General features: G+C 42.3%; 20 protein-coding genes. 5 read left to right on the top strand and 15 right to left on the bottom strand.

The features are described 5' to 3' along the window. Window position 1 precedes the first annotated feature (1 nt). From LFUMFP_RS01350 to LFUMFP_RS01335, 4 genes are read right to left on the bottom strand one after another with little or no spacing between them, the layout of a single operon-like run. Window positions 2-781: a ChbG/HpnK family deacetylase gene (locus LFUMFP_RS01350; RefSeq protein WP_269843912.1), complete on the bottom strand. Its 780-nt coding sequence runs from the start codon at window positions 779-781 to the stop codon at window positions 2-4. 25 nt (window positions 782-806) lie between these two features. Next, complete coding sequence (locus tag LFUMFP_RS01345; protein ID WP_106482912.1) at window positions 807-1,295, bottom strand: PTS sugar transporter subunit IIA; 489 nt, start codon at window positions 1,293-1,295, stop codon at window positions 807-809. A gap of 4 nt (window positions 1,296-1,299) precedes the next feature. Beyond that, entirely contained in the window at window positions 1,300-2,958 is a 1,659-nt protein-coding gene (locus tag LFUMFP_RS01340) for an alpha,alpha-phosphotrehalase (RefSeq protein ID WP_106482911.1), read from the bottom strand. A 27-nt stretch (window positions 2,959-2,985) separates the two neighbouring features. After that, window positions 2,986-4,452, bottom strand: a complete 1,467-nt coding sequence (locus LFUMFP_RS01335; protein ID WP_056950469.1) for a PTS transporter subunit EIIC — start codon at window positions 4,450-4,452, stop codon at window positions 2,986-2,988. A gap of 210 nt (window positions 4,453-4,662) precedes the next feature. Here LFUMFP_RS01335 and treR point away from each other — a divergent pair, with 210 nt between their 5' ends. Continuing rightward, window positions 4,663-5,376, top strand: a complete 714-nt coding sequence (gene treR, locus LFUMFP_RS01330; protein ID WP_025082899.1) for a trehalose operon repressor — start codon at window positions 4,663-4,665, stop codon at window positions 5,374-5,376. Between the two features lie 94 nt (window positions 5,377-5,470). Here treR and LFUMFP_RS01325 read toward each other — a convergent pair whose 3' ends face one another. After that, on the bottom strand, window positions 5,471-6,337 hold the full coding sequence (locus LFUMFP_RS01325; protein ID WP_056950466.1) for a GRP family sugar transporter: 867 nt from the start codon (window positions 6,335-6,337) through the stop codon (window positions 5,471-5,473). A 205-nt stretch (window positions 6,338-6,542) separates the two neighbouring features. Then, complete coding sequence (locus tag LFUMFP_RS01320; protein WP_106482910.1) at window positions 6,543-7,154, bottom strand: VanZ family protein; 612 nt, start codon at window positions 7,152-7,154, stop codon at window positions 6,543-6,545. 214 nt (window positions 7,155-7,368) lie between these two features. On the opposite strand from LFUMFP_RS01320, the gene LFUMFP_RS01315 reads away from it, so the two are divergent. The 4 genes from LFUMFP_RS01315 (at window position 7,369) to LFUMFP_RS01300 (ending at window position 12,200) form a co-directional block, all read left to right on the top strand. Then, window positions 7,369-8,421 (top strand): LTA glycolipid anchor biosynthesis glycosyltransferase, IagA/BgsA family, encoded by a 1,053-nt coding sequence (locus LFUMFP_RS01315; protein WP_106482909.1) that lies wholly within the window; start codon window positions 7,369-7,371, stop codon window positions 8,419-8,421. A gap of 123 nt (window positions 8,422-8,544) precedes the next feature. After that, entirely contained in the window at window positions 8,545-10,713 is a 2,169-nt protein-coding gene (locus LFUMFP_RS01310) for an LTA synthase family protein (RefSeq protein ID WP_106482908.1), read from the top strand. Window positions 10,714-10,988: 275 nt separating this feature from the next. Further along, complete coding sequence (locus tag LFUMFP_RS01305) at window positions 10,989-11,738, top strand: hypothetical protein (RefSeq protein ID WP_025082896.1); 750 nt, start codon at window positions 10,989-10,991, stop codon at window positions 11,736-11,738. Further along, window positions 11,739-12,200 carry a hypothetical protein gene (locus LFUMFP_RS01300; RefSeq protein WP_025082895.1) on the top strand — a complete coding sequence of 154 codons (462 nt, stop codon included), beginning with the start codon at window positions 11,739-11,741 and terminating at the stop codon, window positions 12,198-12,200. Window positions 12,201-12,271: 71 nt separating this feature from the next. Here the strand turns inward: LFUMFP_RS01300 and citG are convergent, their stop codons facing one another. From citG to LFUMFP_RS09995, 9 genes are all read right to left on the bottom strand, one after another. Continuing rightward, entirely contained in the window at window positions 12,272-13,132 is an 861-nt protein-coding gene (gene citG / locus LFUMFP_RS01295; RefSeq protein ID WP_025082894.1) for a triphosphoribosyl-dephospho-CoA synthase CitG, read from the bottom strand. Beyond that, entirely contained in the window at window positions 13,125-13,820 is a 696-nt protein-coding gene (locus LFUMFP_RS01290; RefSeq protein WP_025082893.1) for a GntR family transcriptional regulator, read from the bottom strand. Before LFUMFP_RS01290 ends, citG begins: the two co-directional genes overlap by 8 nt. A gap of 90 nt (window positions 13,821-13,910) precedes the next feature. Then, window positions 13,911-15,311: an oxaloacetate decarboxylase subunit alpha gene (locus LFUMFP_RS01285; protein WP_106482907.1), complete on the bottom strand. Its 1,401-nt coding sequence runs from the start codon at window positions 15,309-15,311 to the stop codon at window positions 13,911-13,913. After that, complete coding sequence (gene citX / locus LFUMFP_RS01280) at window positions 15,304-15,855, bottom strand: citrate lyase holo-[acyl-carrier protein] synthase (RefSeq protein ID WP_158697714.1); 552 nt, start codon at window positions 15,853-15,855, stop codon at window positions 15,304-15,306. Before citX ends, LFUMFP_RS01285 begins: the two co-directional genes overlap by 8 nt. Beyond that, window positions 15,848-17,380 (bottom strand): citrate lyase subunit alpha, encoded by a 1,533-nt coding sequence (gene citF, locus LFUMFP_RS01275; protein WP_106482905.1) that lies wholly within the window; start codon window positions 17,378-17,380, stop codon window positions 15,848-15,850. The genes citX and citF overlap by 8 nt, the downstream gene beginning before the upstream one ends. Beyond that, window positions 17,380-18,258, bottom strand: a complete 879-nt coding sequence (gene citE, locus LFUMFP_RS01270; RefSeq protein ID WP_106482904.1) for a citrate (pro-3S)-lyase subunit beta — start codon at window positions 18,256-18,258, stop codon at window positions 17,380-17,382. Before citE ends, citF begins: the two co-directional genes overlap by 1 nt. Next, window positions 18,246-18,551: a citrate lyase acyl carrier protein gene (gene citD, locus LFUMFP_RS01265; RefSeq protein ID WP_106482903.1), complete on the bottom strand. Its 306-nt coding sequence runs from the start codon at window positions 18,549-18,551 to the stop codon at window positions 18,246-18,248. The genes citE and citD overlap by 13 nt, the downstream gene beginning before the upstream one ends. After that, a complete protein-coding gene (gene citC, locus LFUMFP_RS01260) occupies window positions 18,508-19,539 on the bottom strand; it encodes a [citrate (pro-3S)-lyase] ligase (protein WP_233210607.1) in 1,032 nt (343 codons plus the stop codon). The genes citD and citC overlap by 44 nt, the downstream gene beginning before the upstream one ends. 6 nt (window positions 19,540-19,545) lie before the next feature. Further along, window positions 19,546-19,668: an OadG-related small transporter subunit gene (locus tag LFUMFP_RS09995; RefSeq protein ID WP_035438956.1), complete on the bottom strand. Its 123-nt coding sequence runs from the start codon at window positions 19,666-19,668 to the stop codon at window positions 19,546-19,548. Window position 19,669: the final 1 nt, after the last annotated feature.

The raw sequence follows: 19,669 nt of genomic DNA, 5'->3' as shown, positions 1-19,669 counted from the left end.
CCTACTTCATCAAAGATTGGTACGTCACACAATCAAGGTTGTGGCGTTGATAATAACCACGCTTCTTCAAACCGTCTAATGTTTGCCATTCAACTAACCGATTGGTTGTCAAACTACTTTTAGCGCGCAAACTAGCGGATAACCAACCGATATGGGTCAACACGACTGGTACCTGTTCAGCCGTCGTCGCTGTTAATTGCGCCGTTAAGCCGCGTTCGGTTAACACCGGTTCTGTGTGTTGATGCATGATTAACCGACTCGACAACGTCACATTAAACTGCCGACTAATCTCGTCAAACGGTCGTTGTGCCGCCGTCGATAACTGGCACAATTCATTGCGCACCGGCACCCGATACTGTTCAGCTAATGCTAACACAATCTGGTAAATCGCCGGTGATAACGTCGACACAAAATGGTGTGAGGTTAAATGAGTTAATTGTAAACCGCTCGCCAGAAACCGGTCAATCTGCGCTTGAAATTCAAGGCGAACTTCTTGCAGATTGAGTTTTGCAACCCGTTTTTGGAGTGTCGCATAATCCCAGAAATGGCCGTCTTGCTTAATCAACGTCGGGATTAGCGCCGGCCGACTAACCGGCTGATCACGATCTAAGACCAGATGAAGCCCCATTTGGTGAACCCCTTCTTGGCGCGCCAGTTGAACACTAGGGCTAAAATCAGCCGATGTCACTTGGGCATTAGTACAAGTCACGATTTGGCGATGCAATGCTGCTAGAATCCCTTTGGAGACTCCGGTCGTGATACCGAAGTCATCCGATTCAATAATGATTCGTTGGATAAATACCCCTTCAATCTGTCATTAACTTGAAAGTCCCGATGGTCGTTGCTGGACTGACTTCGCCAGTCACAGCATCTGCTAATTCAAACGTCGCGTTGGCACTAACCACCATCACAGTGGTTTCCTTGTCGGCTGCGATTACTTGGGACCAATCGACCGTCACCAGTGGCGCGCCTTGTTGCACCTTGGCACCTTCAGTAACCAACATGGTAAACGGTGCGCCGTTCAATTCAACCGTATCAATGCCCAAATGAAGCAGAATTTCAACGCCCGCTTTAGTCGTCAACATAATCGCGTGTTTCGTTGGAAAAATCGAACTAACCACGCCGTCAATGGGTGAGACCACTTGATTCACATTTTCCGCTGGTGTCACTGCAAACCCATCACCAACTGCCTTACTAGCGAATACTTCGTCGGAGACTGCTGCTAAAGGGACAAACAAACCGCTAGTGGGTGCTTTCAATTCAACACTCGTTTCTTTTTTCAAAAAACCAAACATTAGCTTAACCTTCTTCCGTATATCGTACCATCACCGCTTCGTAAGGCTGCAAGGTGATTTTTTGATCTTTCATCGTCTGCTCAGGATAGTTGCCTAATAAGCTTTGTACCCCTTCTGGCATCTCCCGAACTTGAACTTGGTCAGTAAAATTAGCCATGACGCGAATCACTTGTTGTTGATCAAACCGTTCGTAAGTGTAGACCGCTTCATCATCAGCTGCCAACAGTCGGTATTGGCCGCTTAATAATAATGGTTGGCCTTGGCGCAATCGAATCACAGTCTGATAGAACGCGAAAACATTGTCTGGTGCTTGCATGACTTTAGTAACCGAATAATCGTCGTGCAATACCGGTTGCAACCACGGCGTGCCGGTCGTGAAACCGTGATGAACACTGTCATCCCATTGCATCGGAATCCGACAATTTTCCCGTGATTTTTGTTGTAAAATCGTAATCGCTTCAGCATCAGTATGCCCGTCAGCGAGCATCTGATGGTAAGCATTAATCGATTCACGATCATTATACTGCTTAATATCGGTGAAGTACGCATTCTTCATCGCAATTTCTTCACCTTGATAAATATACGGGGTGCCTTGCAACCCAAACTCCACAAGTGCGAGTAATTTAGCGGATTGATCCCGGTATTGCCCATCATTGAGGAACCGTGAAATGGCGCGGGGTTGGTCATGATTGGACCAGAACAATGCGTTCCAACCGCCACCAGCGGCCATTCCCGTTTGCCAATCGCTTAAGACCCGTTTTAAATCGGGTAAATAACAGTGTCCCAAGGTCCACTTCTTGCCACCCGTATAATCGACTTTGACGTGGTGGAACGTGAAGGCCATCGATAATTCTTCGCGTTCTGGATTCGTATATTTAATCGCTTCGGCAATCGGTGTCGATGATAATTCACCAACCGTCACGAATTGATTAGGGCCAAAGATTTGTTGATACATCTCGTGTAAATATTCGTGCACATGGGGACCGTTCGTATAGAAGTTGCGACCATCATCGCTTGGCGTTTTAAAGCTATCATTCGGAAAATCTTTATCCTTCGAAATATTATTAATGACATCGAGACGTAAGCCATCAATCCCTAAATCAGCCCAGAATTGCATCATTTTGAAGATTTCAGCCCGCAACTGCGGATTGCGCCAATTGAGATCGGGCATACTCTTTTCATAGAGATGTAAATAGTATTGATTCAAAGCTGGCACGTATTCCCAAGCGGAACCACTAAACTTCGATAACCAGTTATTCGGTTCATGACCGTCAACGGGATCCTGCCATAAATAATAATCATGATACGGATTATCTTTTGATTTTAAACTTTCTTGGAACCAATGATGTTGATCAGACGTATGGTTGACAACCATATCCATCATAATCTTAATCCCACGTTGATGGGCGGCCTTTAATAACCGTTCGAAATCAGCCAACGTTCCATAAATCGGATCGATTTGATAATAATCAGCAATGTCATACCCATTATCCCGACCAGGTGACACATACATTGGTGTTAACCAAATTAATTCAATCCCTAAATCAGCTAAATAATCTAACCGTTGAATAATCCCGTTAATATCACCAATCCCATCACCATTTGAATCTTGAAAACTACGCGGATAAATTTGATAAACCGTCGCTTTTTGCCACCATTCCATATCGATTCGTCTCCTATGCTTTAAAAATTATTTTACGGTACCAGGTTTCTTAGGTTTTGCCAAACCATCGCCAGCTTGCATTTGATCATTGTAACCCCAAACGTAAGTCACGATAAATGGCACAACCGTTGCGACCGTTGATGCGATTAAGAAAACCCATAAGTTTGATAAATCGCTTGGATTCTTCGGATCTAAGAATGATGCAAAACCAATCCATGAACCTGCAAAACCAAACATATTGCCGTGTAGTAAACCACTGACAAAACCGCCGGCTGCTGAACCAAGTAAACCAGAAATAAAGACGCGTTTAAACTTCAAGTTGACCCCGTAAATTGCGGGTTCTGTGACCCCACAGAAAGCTGAAATCGCACCACCAAATGAGAGTTCTTTTAACTCTGTTTTGCGGGTTTTAATCGCAACGGCTAAAACTGCTGCCCCTTGCGCAACCATCGTCGTACTTAAAATCGCATTCAAGTAGCTGTGACCCGTTGCGGCAATATCGTTGGCCAATAATGGTAGAATGCCCCAATGTAGTCCAAAGATAACCAGCACTTGGTAGAAACCACCAATTAATAGCCCTGATAACCAACCACTCTTTAAAAGTAACCATTGAATCCCAAATGCTAAACCTGTTGATAGCCAAGTAATAATTGGACCCGTTAAATATAAGGTAATTGCAGCCGTGATTGTAATGACAATTAGCGGCGTAAAGATGATTTGAAGATAGCCAGGCAACCAGCTCTTAACCCATTTCGTTAAACGAGCCACTAACCATGCTGCTAGTATCATTGGGAAAATTGAATACGTATAGTTAACCATTGGAAAGTTCAAACTGCCCATCGTTAATAATGATTTGCCATTCATTGCGACCAAGGATGGGTGAACCAAAATGGCCCCAACCACAGCGGTCATCACTGGATCGCCTTTTAACTTCTTCGCCGCTGTAAACCCAACTAAGACGGGTAAGAAATAGAAAACACCATCGCCAATTGCATTTACCACGATAAAAATTTCACTCTTAGGACTAACGATTTCACCTAATTGAGGCATGGTTAAAATCGCCAAAACCCCTTTTAAAATCCCACTCGCCGCTAACATGCCGACAATTGGGCTCATTGCCCCCGTGATAACGCCTAATAATTGACTGAAACCTGCTTTAACGTGGCCCCACGGTGTTAAATTTTGTTGTTTCGTTGTTTGGGCGACTGTTTCAGACGTTAATTCTTCATCTGCAAATTCGACACCAATTTCCGCAATCACGGCATCATAAACGGCCGTCACTTGATTGCCAATCACAACTTGATACTGACCAGATGATTGCTGAACGCTAATCACGCCATCTAACGCTTTAATTGTTTCGGTTTGCACTAAACTTTCGTCCTTCAAATAAAAACGTAAACGTGTAATACAGTGAATTAAACTATCAATGTTACCTTTTCCCCCGACCCCAGCGACAATTGCTTTGGCGAGTTGTGAATAATCTTTTTGAGCCATAATCATGACCTCCCTAGAATAAATGATTGCAAATAATTAAAGCGCTTTCTGTTAACAAGCTCATCATATATCATGTACGTACAAGTTGTCAAACGTTTTATATTACCGCTTACAAAATATTTTTAAAACTTGTCTAGACTTGTCATCAAGCGCTTGCATCTGACCGTTATAATTTATATGATAGACTTATTGATATTAGGAGTTTAATGAATGATGAAAAAATACGAAATGATTTATCGCGATTTGGTTCGCAAGATCACCCACCAACTTTATCCAGCCAATACCTATCTTCCCAGTGAAAATGAGCTGACTGAACTCTACGGCGCTTCCCGCGAAACGGTTCGCAAAGCACTCGCCAACTTATTAGAAAACGGCTTTATTCATAAGATTAAAGGGAAAGGGTCCATCGTTTTAACCTTTGATCGTTACGCCTTTCCGATTTCTGGTTTAACGAGTTATCACGAATTAGATGAATTGTTTGATATGAAAACCGAAACGCGGGTTCTTAAACTATCAACAACCACGGTTCCGCAAACTAAATTCAATTTAGACACGACCGAAGTAATCCCCGCGACTTATATTCAACGGTTGCGAATTGTCGATGGCGAACCCTTAGTCATCGATAACGATTACGTCGTTCAAGCGGTGGTCCCCACAATTACCGAAACCGTCGCGGCTAATTCTTTATACGATTATTTCGAAAACCAACAACATTTAGAAATTGGTTACGCGAGTAAAGAAGTCACGGTCGCCCCAGCAACCGAAGAACAACAAGCGATTCTACACATCACACCCGGTAGCTCCGTCGTGATTGTCAAAAGCGAAACTCATCTGCAGGACAACACGTTATTACAGTTCACTGAATCGGTCCATCGTTCGGATAAGTTCAAATTTGTTGAACACGCTCGACGCAAATTAATTTAAACCCAATCAAAAAAGCGATTTATCCTTCAAGTTCAGGATAAATCGCTTTTTAAATTGATATGCAATTGATAATCGCGTTCTCTCATAGCGCGAATTATTTCATCATACCTAATGTGACCCCACCTACGATGACTAATAGACAGCCAATCGTGACGAAGACCATTTCTTTTTTAGTTTTACGTTCACCTAATAAGAAGATACTACCAATGGTTGAGATAATAATCCCACATTGTGACAATGAATAACTGATGGCTAAGCCAATATCACTCATTGAAATCAACATGAACAAGTTACCTAAACCCCATAACAAACCAGTACTAATGTTAAGCACTGTTTTCTTACTGTAAACCGCTTTACCAATGCCAAAAATAGCAAAGACTAAAGCACCGATAAACATCCCAATTGCTTGTGGGAAGACAATCGCAGTTGCGCCAACGTGAGCCCAGTTAACGATAATCGTGTAACCACCATAACCAGCCGTTGATATGAGCAATGCTCTAAAACCACGGGCCAATTGTGTGTCTTCTTTAGCAGCCAAGTTACTCTTAGGATCTTTCATTGACGTTAAAGTGGCACCGGCGATTAAAATCACTAACGCAAAAATCCCAAAGATAAAATCATGGGTTGTTTTCCATTCGTGGAACAATAAAGCACCAGCTAATGTATTGACAACTAACTGCATCCCAGTTGACATGGGCACGGTTTTAGAAACGCCCATGGCTTGCATCGATTGGAATTGTTGGCCTTGACCGACACTCCAGAAGAGCCCTGAAATAATCCCGACAATCATTGTTTTAGCGTCTAAAACGGGATGTAGGAATAAAAAGGTACCGATTCCAAAAACCAGCGCACCAATTGTCATCCCTAAAGTTTGTTGATAAGCATTGCCACCTAATTTACCACTTAATAGTCCGATACTCCCCCATGCAACTGCGGGGATTAATGCAATTAAAATAGCCATATCTAAATTCCTCTTCTTCTCTTAAAGTACAAAAATCCATTATACAGACATTTTTTTAGAATTTCTAGTACGAAAACGGCACCATTGAAGCGGTTTCGAACCGGTATACCAATCAGAATCCAATAGCATCGACTATGATGGCGATTACATATAAATGACGTCTAACTTAAATTTTTTTCAAAAAAAAACGATAAACCCACTTGATTTATCGCTTTTTCAGACGATTAACGCTCTGATATAAAATAACACCGATAATTGCACCTATCGTATTAAAAATTAAATCATCGATGTCGGCCAATCCAGTTCCTAAAATGAATTGGGCGGATTCGATGCCTAACGATAATAAGGCCCCTTGGCAGATGACTTTAAAAGCAGAATGCGGTTTTTTGGCTAAGCCTGATTTTAACCAACCAAACGGGATAAACCATAAAATATTACCATATAAGTTATACCAGTAATCCAGTTGGGCCGGTGCTTGTCTCAATTTAAGGGTTTCAACAAAAGGTGTTAAATTGATCTGACTTAACGGGCGATTAACGTAGAGTTGCAGTTGCCATGGATAATAAATATGCCGTAAAACGGTCAACGATACTAGTAAACAGACATAAAAGACAAAGACAAACCGGTGTAGCTCTTCGCGGATACTAGTTGACCGGTGTTTCACTAGACAATACACTAGCCGACACGCTAAATATATCAGACAATATAAAATTGTCTTATCGAGACTTTCAACCATTAACTTCACTAACGGCAAATGATTAAACTGCTGCGCCCAGGGCAAAATAATTTGTTGATAAAAACCACCTAAAAATAACAACCGCTAACCTCACTATCTAAACTAACCTGCATTTTATGTTCATTAAGTTTCATTCTTTAAATTCATTATAACCATTTTACGTGCCTAAGTAACGGATTTAGATTAGAACTATACCGAATCTTAAAAATTGACCCGTTTTGCCCGACTTTAGCCCGAACAGATTCTAAATCAGCTATGCTATAATAATCCTAATACGTTCTAAGGGAGTGCCAACATGAAAGTTCTATTGTACTTCGAAAGCGAAAAACTATTAGCCAAGTCCGGCATTGGTCGGGCATTGGACCACCAAAAACGCGCACTAACTGAAATGGGCATTGAATTTACGTTAGATGCTAAAGATGACAATTATGATATTTTACATATTAACACCTATGGTCTCAATAGTCGGCGCATGATTCGCCGCGCTCGTCAGTTGCATAAACCCGTGATTTATCACGCCCATTCAACTGAAGAAGATTTCAAAAACTCATTCATCGGTTCTAATCAACTCGCCCCATTTGTTAAGAAATACTTAGTGAGCCTTTATCGCCGAGCTGATCACCTGATTACCCCCACGCCATACGCGAAACAACTCCTATTACAATATGGTTTAACCGTGCCGATTGCGCCGATCTCAAACGGCATTGATTTAGCGAACTATCAACCAGTCACAAAACGCGAAGCGGCTTTCCGTGATTATTTCAATTTAAAACCAGATCAAAAAGTCGTGATTTGCGTCGGTCTCTTCTTCAAACGCAAAGGACTATTGGATTTTGTCGAAGTTGCGCGTCACATGCCTGACTATACCTTTATTTGGTTTGGCGATGTCCCGTTATATAGCATTCCACGCAACATCCGTAAGATTGTTCAAACCGATCATTCGGCAAACGTCATATTCCCTGGCTACATTAAAGGTGACGTTTTAAAAGGCGCTTATACCGGTGCTGATCTCTTCTTCTTCCCATCTTATGAAGAAACTGAAGGGATTGTCGTCTTAGAAGCACTCGCGAGTCATCAAAACGTCTTAGTTCGTGATATCCCAGTTTATCAAGGTTGGTTAACGGATCGTCAGAACTGTTACATGGGCCGCGACAACGCTGAATTCACGGCCTTAATTCGCGCAATTGTTGAACAATCAGTTCCTGATTTGACAAAACAAGGTTATCAAACCGCCGAATCAAAGAGTATCACTGAGATTGGTCATGAGTTACAGGCCGTCTATCAACACGTTTTAACCCCCGAAAAACCGAATCCACGTTACACGCAACTCTTTTCAAAACGCGACTAATTAGCTTTAGAAAACTTTAAGTTTCTATTTAAACTGCCGAGTTGGTTTGCGCTCACCCGCGCCGCGCGGTAAAATAGAGCAATATTGATTACTTTATCTTTATATTCGTCTTTCCTGGAAAGGATGTTACGCTTCTTGAAACTTGCAAAAATCAAACAATTTCTAGCGACTAAATTAGGCTTCTTAACGTTACTAGTCTTTTTATTTTGGATTAAAACCCTCTTCGCATATTTTACCGATTTTAATCTGGCCTCCAGCAATCTGCTGCAGACGTTAATTCTAATCTGTAACCCATTTTCGACAACGCTTCTGGTAATTGGGATTCTCCTCTATATTCGTCAACCCCATCTGAGTTACTGGGTTGGGCTAATCATTTACGGCGCTAACACCGCGTTACTTTATTTTAACGTCATCTATTACCGTCAATTCACCGATTACATGACGATTAATACGATTCTAGGCTATTCGAAAGTTTCCGCGGGACTCAGCAAAAGTTCGCTAGCGCTGATGAGTTGGCACGATGCGCTTTATTGGCTTGATATTATCATCTTGGCCTTATTATTATTATTCAAAGTCATTAAAATCGACCAACGGCGCTTCTCGAAACGCTGGGCGTTCAGTATCACCTCAATCGCCGTCTTACTGTTCGGGATTAACTTAAGTATCAGCGAAATGGATCGGCCCCAACTCCTATCACGAACGTTTGACCGCAATTACATCGTTAAATATTTGGGCATCGATACGTTCACCGTTTACGATGCAGTTAAAACCACGCAAAACAACCAAGTGCGCGCACAAGCTGAAAGTTACGATTTAGAACCGGTTAAAAACTTTATTAAAGAACATTATGCCGCCCCTAACGCTAGCTACGAGGGGGTCGCTAAAGGTAAAAATGTGATTGTCATTCATTTGGAAAGTTTCCAACAATTCTTGATTGATTATAAGTTCGAAGGTCAAGAAGTCACACCGTTTTTAAATAGTCTTTATCATGATCAAAATACGTTAAGTTTTAGCAACTTCTTCCATCAAGTCGGCCAAGGCAAGACCAGTGATGCCGAAAATATGATGGAAACCAGTGTCTACGGACTCCCTCAAGGGTCGGTCTTTACCACCTTAGGTTCGGACAACACCTTCCAAGCAGCACCTTCTATTCTGAAACAAAATGGTGATTATACCAGCGCCGTTTTCCACGGCAATGTCGGTAGTTTCTGGAACCGGAACAACGTCTATAAAAATTTCGGTTACAATTATTTCTTTGATTCTAGTTACTTTAATACCAGTCCCGACAACGTTTTACAATACGGCTTAAAGGATAAATTATTGTTCGGCGAATCGATTAAATATCTCGAACAAATGCAACAACCGTTCTACGCGAAGTTCATTACCGTCACCAATCATTTTCCATTCCCATTACCGGAAAAAGACGGTGACTTCCCGCGCGCAACAACCGAGAATACGGCCGTCAATAACTATTTCGCGACCGCCCACTATCTCGATCAATCCTTGGAAGAATTCTTTGATTATCTGAAGTCTTCCGGCCTTTACGATAACTCAATGATTGTTCTATATGGTGATCACTACGGCTTATCTAATTCGGATAATAAATCCCTATTGAGCGTTCTCGGTCGTGATCCCGACACTTGGGGCGATTACGACAATGCGCAACTCCAACGGGTACCGTTCATGATCAATATGAAGGGCCTCAAAGGTGGGATTCAAACCCAATATGGTGGTGAAATTGATGCATTACCAACGATTCTGCATCTTCTAGGGGTTGATACGACCAATTATATTCAATTCGGAACCGACTTAATGTCGAGCGACCACGATCAAGTCGTCGCTTTCCGGAATCATAACTTTGTCACCCCTGACTACACCGTTTTAGATGGGACGATTTATAAGAATAGCGATGGCACCGAAGTGACTATGCCATCTGCCAAACTTAAAAAACAAGTCGCGACTTGGCAAAAACAAGTCACCCACGAATTAAGTCTATCTGATGATGTCAACGAGAAGAACCTCTTGCGTTTCTACACGCCTGATGGCTTCAAACCCGTTGATCCTAGTAATTTTAATTATCAATCGGGTTATCAACAATTAATTGATATTAAAAATCAACTCGGCACTAAATCAACTAGCCTTTTCTCTCAAAATGGTAATCAGACAACCGCAAATCTTTTCAAAACGGATGCACCTGAACTCGCCACGGATAAATCAGATTTAACCGAAGTCCCAAAGAGCAAAGCGCTCAAAGAAAGCAACAGCAACAGTGACAGCAGTAGTTCCAATTAAACCAAGCGTCGCATCATCCAATTAACGGATGACGCGGCGCTTTTTTTGATGCTCGGAATCTCCCGTAGTGAGTTGCACTCTAATCAAAACGTGCCTCTCACCACAGATTCTTACGCTTAGCGACGTCCGGCAAACAAAGCCTAACCCGTCTTTATTCACCGGCCTAGGCTAATGCTCGGAATCTCCCGTGGTGAGTTGCACTCTAATTTTTACCACATAGTTCATATTTTTTTCACACTTAGGCTTTAAACTAGAGAATATCAGGAGGTGGCAGCATGTTTTTCATCAAATCTATTTTGGCGAATATTCACTATTATCGAAAAAGCGCGCTCAGTCTTTATTTATTTAACTGCTTTTTCTTTGGTATCATTGGCTTACTGCTCGGTCTGATTAGTTTAGGCCAACACAATTTAAGTCAATTGAAAACCCAACTCGCCAATTTCTCCTCCGAAGCGCGTTATTCCGCTAATCAATTATTAACCAAGCTACTCCACGCTAATTTAGATTTGATTAAAACCTATCAATTAATCTATTGGTCGCTACTCCTAATCGGCGTCTGCTGCGCCCTCTTTTTCAGTTATTATCTTTTAAAATGGTTAAAACAAGATATGTTAACTTTTATGAGTGCCAACTGGTCGACCGTTAAAATTAGCAGTTATTATTTTATGACAGCGTTATTAGTCATCGCACTCGCCCTACTGACGATTATTATCCTCGGCGCTTTATTCAATGATCAATATTGGCAGTTTTTGGAAGCCGTCAACCAACATTTTCTACAACGCCCCCTGCAAACCGTTCAACGGCAACCAAACGCTTTTAACCCCCTCTTCAAGAATCATCTAACCGATTTCAGTAGTGATTCCTTAATTAATCCAGTGCTCCACGACAGCGCTAAACAAACACTATCCAACAAAGTCTTACGCCAAGTCTGGCAACCAGGATTAGCCTTGCTAATCCCGGTAATCGGCGTCATCATAATCATGATTCACCATACTAAACAAAAACAACATCGGGATGTGATTTAAATGTTAAATAAACAACCCTTAGAAACTGGTAAACTCTACTTCGCAACCACTGCTGATGTACACAGTGCCACTTTTCAGACCCCTGAAAAACCCTATATCATTGATTATCAGCATCCTAAAATCATTCCCTTCCTAACCGGTTGGGATAACCTTTTGATGAAACCACATCAAGATCTAAAACCTTTTGAATCGCTCATTAATCAACACATTAAACACTTCAAAACAACCCCCGGCGCACAATTAAAACCGATTCAACAATTATGGATTCAACTGGTCCGCGGTTTATTGGGCCACCATCAATTGTTCATTCTAGCTGATTATCTCGACGAATTGACTCCGACAACGGCTCGCCAATTATTAGTCGACCTGAAACAAATCGCTGAACAATACGCGATTGTTCTGATTCTAACCACCAATCAACAAACCATTTTTAAAAACTTTCAGGATCAAGTGGTCAGTTAAATGTCACCAAATCAAAAAGGCGTTAGCAATCCCATTAATTCGGATTGCTAACGCCTTTAAGCTATTCTTGACTAATGACTCTGGTTTAATAAATCAAAGAAAATTCCCAATGCCAATAAATCAGCTGTCCCGCCTGGGCTTAGATTTTTTTTGATTAATTGTTGGTCAAAAAGTTGTAACGCTTGTTTAAAACTAAGATCAGTTGGAAAATCTTGCGTCAATAAGTTTGTCGCAGTCGCTTTAACCTGTTGCCAAGCTTCAATCCCACCACGATGGATTAAATTCATATCCTGAACGTTGGCCATTAACTTTAACATCAACTGCAATCGTTGGTTTTCATTTAATTTAGTTGATGAGCCTCTTAACATTGGTAAAACCAGCAACCTTAAGCTAGGATAGCCGGCTTCTGCTTCACCACGAATACCCGTTAAGCCGTAATCAACGTACAATTGTTCCCCGTAGCTCAGCTTCGTTTTGGTCGCCAAATTCTGAAAATCACGCGACACTAAACCGGTTGTCATCCCCTGAATAATCTCAAAAACTGGTGCAAACTCTGCTGTAATCAACTGGGTTAGTGACCATTGCTGGTAGGCCCTGCCTAGTGCCCCTAATATGAACGCATACGAAAAATTAGCCCCCTTATGGGTGTTAACCTGGTGAGTTGCAGTCAACATCGCCTGTTCAGCTTGTTGCCCAACCGTCCGTAATTCAGCAAATAATTGTTGGTCAGACTGACTCGTATAACCGAGATTAATATACTGTTCTAAATACGGACTGAGTGCTTCAATACTGGTTAGAAATAGTTGATGATCCATATCAGTATGTGCACCCACTGAGACTGGATCGACTAACCCCGGCTTGGGCGCTAGCGTCACCTCTTCGATTAATGATTGCCGTGCAATTTGTGCTGTTTGTCGTAATTGGTCATTCAAGGTGATGTTCCCTCATCTCTTTAACGATAAATTCCAACGAATGGTCTAAATGCTCGTGTGTAATTAAATTAATCTGGTCAATATCCTGATTAACCATCCCCCGATACAATAACCAATGTTCTTGAAGTGCAGAATCTCGACGGCTTTTATCTTTAATACAAATATCTCTAAAATAGATTAAATATTCTTGCAATTTCGTCACGATTGATTTCAACCGATACATTTGACTTTTATCATAAATCATCTGATTAAACTCTGAGAACTTTCTTAAGACGGCGTCCACATCGTTAACTTCATTTAATTGATTCGTCGTCAATAATAGTTGATGTAAGGCTTTAAAATCCGCATCGGTCATGATGAGCATCGCTTGTCGCGTTGCTAACGCGTCTAATTCTTTGCGAATGGCATAAATTTCATAGGCATCCTTGATTGAAATCCCTTTAACAATCACACCAACACCCGGTTTTCGAATCACTAATTCCTCATCTGCTAAACGTCTTAAAGCATAGCGAATTGGCGTACGACTAATATTCATTGATTCGGAAAAGTTCTTTTCATTAATCCGTTCACCGGCTGGAATATCCCCCAAGATAATCGTTTTCCGAAAAGCTTCGTATACTAATTCTTTGATTGGTTGATTTTGTGATAAATCTAGATTTTTAGCCACTGCGCTCACTACTAAATTCATGCAAAACACCCCTTCAGTCATTTTGCACAATTATACCAAATAGTCAGCCAGATTAGTGGCTGACTATTAAATTTTTTATTTTTTGACCTCTTAAAACTCTGGCGTTAAAGCCACTTCGACGGTTTGAACCGGCACATCATAGAAACGGTCCTCACGTCGGCCTTGAAAATCACGCGCCTGTTCAGGGAATAGCGCGTACATTAGTACGTCCTCAATCCCTTTAGCGTAAGGTTGGCTGGCCTTTTCAAAATCAGGCAATTGAGGTGCTAATAAGTCTGCCGGCCGTTGCGTAATCGGTTGTTGATCCCCGATAATTTTGGTAATGATTGCCGCTTGAATCGGCACTGGTGGCCGACCATAGAGGCCCTTGACGTAATCCTTAATCTCGTTTGGAATAATTTGATAACGTTCGCCACTAATAATGTTCATTAACGCTTGTGTCCCAACCATCTGGGAAAGCGGGGTCACTAATGGCGGATAGCCTAAATCTGCTCGCACCTTCGGAATTTCTTCTAGAACATCACTGTACGCCGATTCTAAATTCTGGGCTTTCAGTTGTGCCAATAGATTCGATAACATCCCCCCTGGCACTTGGTAGACAAGCGCTTTAGGTTGAACATCTTTGACTTTAGGATTCAACAAGCCGTCCTGTCGAAAACGATCCCGAATCGGCGCAAAATAATCCGCAATTTCGTTTAATTTTGTTTGATCTAAATCGACCGTATAACCTAAATTTTGCAATGCAATCTGCATGGATTCCGTGGCGGGTTGACTGGTCCCACCCGCAAAAGGTGAAATCGCGGTATCAATGATATCCGCCCCCGCTTCGATGGCTTTTAAATAAGTCATTTCAGCAATCCCGCTAGTCGCATGAGTATGCACCTCAAGCGGGATTTCAATCGCTGCTTTAATTCTAGACACTAGCTCATAAGCCGTTTGTGGCGTTAAAATACCCGCCATATCCTTAATGCAAAGCGAATCGGCGCCCATATCAGCCATTTCTTTGGCCAAAGTAACATAGTAATCAACCGTATGGTAATCACTCGTCGTATACGCGATCGTCATTTGTGCATGTCCACCGTATTGCTTAGTCGCGTTTAATGCGGTTTTCAAATTACGGGTGTCGTTCAGCGCATCAAACAGACGAATAATGTCAATCCCATTCGCAATTGATTGTTGAATAAACGCCGTCACAACGTCATCTGCATAATTTTTGTAACCTAAGATATTTTGACCCCGTAATAGCATTTGTAATTTAGTATGGGGTGCTTGTTTACGGATTTGGCGTAATCGTTCCCACGGATCCTCGTTTAAATAGCGAATACAAGCATCAAACGTGGCCCCACCCCAAACTTCTAAAGCGTGATAGCCGACTTGATCCATCGTCTTCAAAATGGGGAGCATATCTGCAATCGGCATTCTAGTGGCAATTAAACTTTGCTGACCATCGCGTAGCACGGTTTCCGTAAAAGCTACTTTTTGATTATTCATTGGCTAGCACCTCCTCTTCAATAATACCGTCAATCACTGTTTGAACTTCTGACAAACCATGTTGGCGCGAACGACTACAAACTTTGGCGTCTTGCCCACAAACCAAACACTGCCGTCTAGCTAACTGGAGACGCTCGCGGTTAACTTGCCTTAATTCACCCGCTTCATCAATCAAAACATCCAAATCACATAATTGATAAAAACCCGGTTGGGCTTCAAGTGATATCATTTCTTGTTTGACTAACTGAGCATCTTTAGCCAGCACAAAATATAACTCGGGTCCCGTGATGGCCGTTAAATTAGTCCTTTGTTCGACCAATTCAACTTGATAATTGGTTTGCAACTGACCCTTCAATTGAGTCATCAATGCTTGCAGGCTAACACTTGTTTTAATGGGTCCCGGAATTCTTAAAGTCGCGGTGACTAGCGTCATCTCTGGATGCCGTTTTAATAGTGTTTGTTGCGTCATGACTCTTTGTTCTCGTGCACTTAGCATCTCGACTAACGTAATTTCCGGCCCCGTCAAATAGCTTAATTCAGACATTTTTGACCACATCGATTAGCGTGCCATCCCGATATTCAATCAACGCAACCGTCTGATCACCATATTGGATTGGTGCGGGTTCGCCAGTAATTTGGTAAGCTTTCGTCTTCAATTCTTCAATCGTGACTTGGGGAATTCGACTCGCTTTAAACATGTCAATTAAATCAGTTCGTTGTGGATTAATGGCAACCCCTAATTCAGTCACCACGACATCAACACTGCTGCCTGGTGTCACAATTGTCGTGACCTGATCCACAATCGTTGGGATTCTACCCCGAACAACGGGGGCAATCACCATACTCATTTTACAAGCGGCACTAGTGTCCGAATGTCCACCGGAAGCCCCTCTTAAAACGCCGTCAGAACCGGTAATCACATTGACATTAAAATCGGTATCCACTTCTAAGGCCGATAATATTGCAACGTCTAGCTGATTAATCACAGCCCCTTTGCTTAACGGTGAGGCATACATATTCGCATCAATCTCATAGTGATCAGGATTATTCCCTAACGAAATCGCTGAAGGATGGTCAAAATCTTGCACATCAATAATTTTTTCAACCAAACCATCTGTCAATAAGTCAGCCATGGCATTGGTAATTCCGCCTAATACGAAACTGGCCTTAATATTATTTTCAATCATCGCTTCTTTCAAGAAACGAGTAACTGCTAATGCGGCGCCACCGGTCCCGGTTTGGAATGAGAAACCATTCTTAAAATAAGCGGAACCCGTAATCATTTTAGCGGCGTATTCAGCAATCAATAACTCTTTAGGATTTTTGGTGAAACGGGTTGCCCCTTTAGCAATCCCTTCTGGATCACCGATTGCATCAACCACGACCACATAATCGACTAACGTTTGCGGAATACTGATTGGTGTATTCGGATATGGCACTAAACTATCCGTAATGACGACGACTTGATCGGCATATTGCGCATCAACCATCGCATAACCCAGTGATCCACAAGTCGCTTTGCCCTTGGTCCCATTCACATTACCGTATTCATCTGAACTAGGTGCACCTAGAAAAGCAACATCAATATGAATATCACCCCGGACAATCGCTCTTGCCCGGCCACCGTGTGACCGAATGACGACTGGATTCGCTAAGATGCCTTCTGAAATGGCAGCCCCGACTTTATCGCGCAACCCACTTGAGGTAATGTTGGTCACAACGCCTTGTTTAATATAATCAATCAAAGGTGCATGAACGTTAGCAATCGAGCTAGGCGCAATCGAAATATTCTTAATGCCCATTCGTGCAATTTCAGCTAAAACCATGTTCATCACATAGTCGCCTTCTCTAAAATGATGATGGAACGAAATCGTCATCCCATCTTTTAAACCCGTTTGCACAATCGCGTCATGAATGGACGCTAATTGTTTATTATCGCGAGGTTTAACCGGATGAACTTGTTTGGTCGCCAGTTGATAATCGGCAAGATTCGCTTCTTCACCAGCATAGACGCCATATTGATCTGCATATTGTTTAGGAATCTCACGGCCCACTTTATTAACAACCATTATTCGACCTCCATATTAGCAGCCTTCGCCATTGCGAGTACGCGATAGGCGCGTTCAACAATTGGTTTATCGACCATTTTACCGTTAATCGCAATCACACCTGACCCTTTGGCTTCGGCTTCTTGAATCGCGGCTAAAACTTCTTTAGCATTTTGAATTTCTGATTCAGTTGGCGCATAAATCGCATTAATAATCGGAATTTGGCGCGGATTAATCACTGATTTTCCGTCAAACCCTAACTGTTTAATTAAGGCGGCTTCTCGTTTTAAACCGGCTTCATTGTCAACATCTGAATAGACGGTATCAATGGCTGCAATCCCGGCAGCCCGAGCGGCATGTAGAATATAATTTCGAGCAAAGAATAGTTCTTGTCCATCCGGATAACGGCGGGTCTTTTGACTCGTCACATAGTCTTCAGCACCTAGGGCAATCCCAATCATCCGATTAGAGGCGGTCGCAATTTCGCGGGCGTTCAATACCCCTTCTGCAGATTCAATCGCGGCCATCATTTTAGTAGTGCCGATTGGCAATTGATAACGCGTCTCCACTTCGGTAATCGTGGCATCAACGGCTTTAATATCTTCAGCAGTTTCGGTTTTAGGTAAACGAATCACATTGATGCCACCCAAAATCATCGCTTCAATATCTTGTTTGCCACCACTATTGAGTTCGTTGATTCGGACAACTGTTTCAACGCTACGGTAGTCAAATGTTTTTAGTGCGCTATAGACCAACATCCGCGCTGAATCCTTTTCCTTCATCGAAACAGCGTCTTCTAAATCAAACATAATTGAGTCGGCACCGTACAAAATTGCATCCCGTAACATGGCTGGATTAGCCCCTGGCACAAACATCATCGTTCTTCTTAAGCGATCCATGCGTTGATCTCCTTCCAATCATAATCAGTCTTACCAAGACCCCGGTAGATTGCAACGACGGTTCTCGCTTTAATCGTACAATCCAAAGCGCCTTTATCAACAGCGCTCACAGTGACATTCGTTAAGTTAAATTTCGTCAACATTTCTGTGATTAACGCCCGAATATGTTGGCCAAATTGTTTTTCAACATTACTTTGCAAGTCAATGACCAAACCCGTTTCATTAGGACTTAATGTAATCATTAAATCACTAGATTCCATGGTGCCGGCCGTTGCGATTTGTTTTAATTCCATCATCGATACTTCCTTTCACAATTGGATAAATCTCTTTTGGGACTAATTGCGCGACTTGCGACCAATCCTGGGCCTTAATCGCCGTTCGAACTCTGGTTGCGCTGACAACTTGACCCGCGATTGCAAGTCGCGGCATAATCTGTAATTGAATCGCTGTCCCAAAAACGTGTGCCATTTGTTGATTATAGATTGCCGTAACTGGTGATAATGGTTCTTCACCCACCCAGCGCGTTGTAATCGCCAATTCTGGTGCGATGACTTTCGCAAATAACGTCGCATCCACCTCGGCTTGCACGCGCGCTAGGTTTTGATCAGCACGATCTTTTAAAAAGTAGTTTGGAAACGTCATGCTAGAAACAAGATATTGATTCGTGGGTAACACAGTGACGTTCGTATATTTATTCGCGATTTGTTGAACCATCGCCAATCGTTCTTGCGCAGAAAATAACGAGCGCTCTTCTGAAACGACAAAGAGATAGAGGTGATCACTCGCTTGGACCGCTGTCTGAATCAAATGTTCGTGCCCGATTGTTAACGGATTGGCATTCAGCACAATTGCCCCGATTCGTTGACCGGCCTGTTTGGCCTGCCGTAATTGTTGCCGGTAATCATTTAAATTAGGGAAACCTCGCTCTAGGACAATCACTTGTTTGGTTGTGACAATGGCTTTAAACCCCAGCGCCGTAAAATAATCAGCCGTGCCCGGTTTCGTATAAACGAAACTATGCGTTTGTTGATTCGCTTCTAAATCATCTAATAACGCCTGCACGACTTGCGTTAACAAGTTTTGCGATTGTTGCTGATTGCTGACAGCCACGCATTTGATAATATTGGCATACACCGAACCGGTTGCGATTAATTGTTTATTTTCGAATAACCCAATCGTATAATCAACCTGCCAATCAACTGCTAATCCGGCTTGTTCTAATAAGGCTTGCCATTGTTGCGTTTCAGTTTGATTCAGCCCTAACCAGATTCTTTTAAGCATCATCGCTTATTTCACCGGTAAAAATTTGATCAATAGCTTAGCCGTCAAGAAGAGCACGAATAGTACTAAAAAGACGCCGCCCATCCCGAAGAGCATTAACTCGAAAGCTGTTTCTAAATTAGTCCACATC

Origin of the sequence: Latilactobacillus fuchuensis, from assembly GCF_900258455.1 — a bacterium.
GTDB classification, from domain to species: domain Bacteria; phylum Bacillota; class Bacilli; order Lactobacillales; family Lactobacillaceae; genus Latilactobacillus; species Latilactobacillus fuchuensis.
Note: the sequence above shows the minus strand (reverse complement) of the source record. Positions and strands in the feature narration are given on the sequence as shown.

Bases quoted from the DNA above. Each gene is read 5' to 3' on its own strand.
- LFUMFP_RS01300 (WP_025082895.1), top strand. From the start codon at position 11,739: ATGTTAAATAAACAACCCTTAGAAACTGGTAAACTCTACTTCGCAACC.
- treR (WP_025082899.1), top strand. From the start codon at position 4,663: ATGATGAAAAAATACGAAATGATTTATCGCGATTTGGTTCGCAAGATC.
- citX (WP_158697714.1), bottom strand. From the start codon at position 15,855: ATGTCTGAATTAAGCTATTTGACGGGGCCGGAAATTACGTTAGTCGAG.
- LFUMFP_RS01340 (WP_106482911.1), bottom strand. From the start codon at position 2,958: ATGGAATGGTGGCAAAAAGCGACGGTTTATCAAATTTATCCGCGTAGT.
- citE (WP_106482904.1), bottom strand. From the start codon at position 18,258: ATGGATCGCTTAAGAAGAACGATGATGTTTGTGCCAGGGGCTAATCCA.
- citD (WP_106482903.1), bottom strand. From the start codon at position 18,551: ATGGAATTAAAACAAATCGCAACGGCCGGCACCATGGAATCTAGTGAT.
- LFUMFP_RS01310 (WP_106482908.1), top strand. From the start codon at position 8,545: ATGTTACGCTTCTTGAAACTTGCAAAAATCAAACAATTTCTAGCGACT.
- LFUMFP_RS01345 (WP_106482912.1), bottom strand. From the start codon at position 1,295: ATGTTTGGTTTTTTGAAAAAAGAAACGAGTGTTGAATTGAAAGCACCC.
- LFUMFP_RS01325 (WP_056950466.1), bottom strand. From the start codon at position 6,337: ATGGCTATTTTAATTGCATTAATCCCCGCAGTTGCATGGGGGAGTATC.
- LFUMFP_RS09995 (WP_035438956.1), bottom strand. From the start codon at position 19,668: ATGTGGACTAATTTAGAAACAGCTTTCGAGTTAATGCTCTTCGGGATG.
- citC (WP_233210607.1), bottom strand. From the start codon at position 19,539: ATGCTTAAAAGAATCTGGTTAGGGCTGAATCAAACTGAAACGCAACAA.
- LFUMFP_RS01285 (WP_106482907.1), bottom strand. From the start codon at position 15,311: ATGAATAATCAAAAAGTAGCTTTTACGGAAACCGTGCTACGCGATGGT.
- LFUMFP_RS01305 (WP_025082896.1), top strand. From the start codon at position 10,989: ATGTTTTTCATCAAATCTATTTTGGCGAATATTCACTATTATCGAAAA.
- LFUMFP_RS01290 (WP_025082893.1), bottom strand. From the start codon at position 13,820: ATGAATTTAGTAGTGAGCGCAGTGGCTAAAAATCTAGATTTATCACAA.
- LFUMFP_RS01315 (WP_106482909.1), top strand. From the start codon at position 7,369: ATGAAAGTTCTATTGTACTTCGAAAGCGAAAAACTATTAGCCAAGTCC.
- LFUMFP_RS01335 (WP_056950469.1), bottom strand. From the start codon at position 4,452: ATGGCTCAAAAAGATTATTCACAACTCGCCAAAGCAATTGTCGCTGGG.
- citF (WP_106482905.1), bottom strand. From the start codon at position 17,380: ATGGTTGTTAATAAAGTGGGCCGTGAGATTCCTAAACAATATGCAGAT.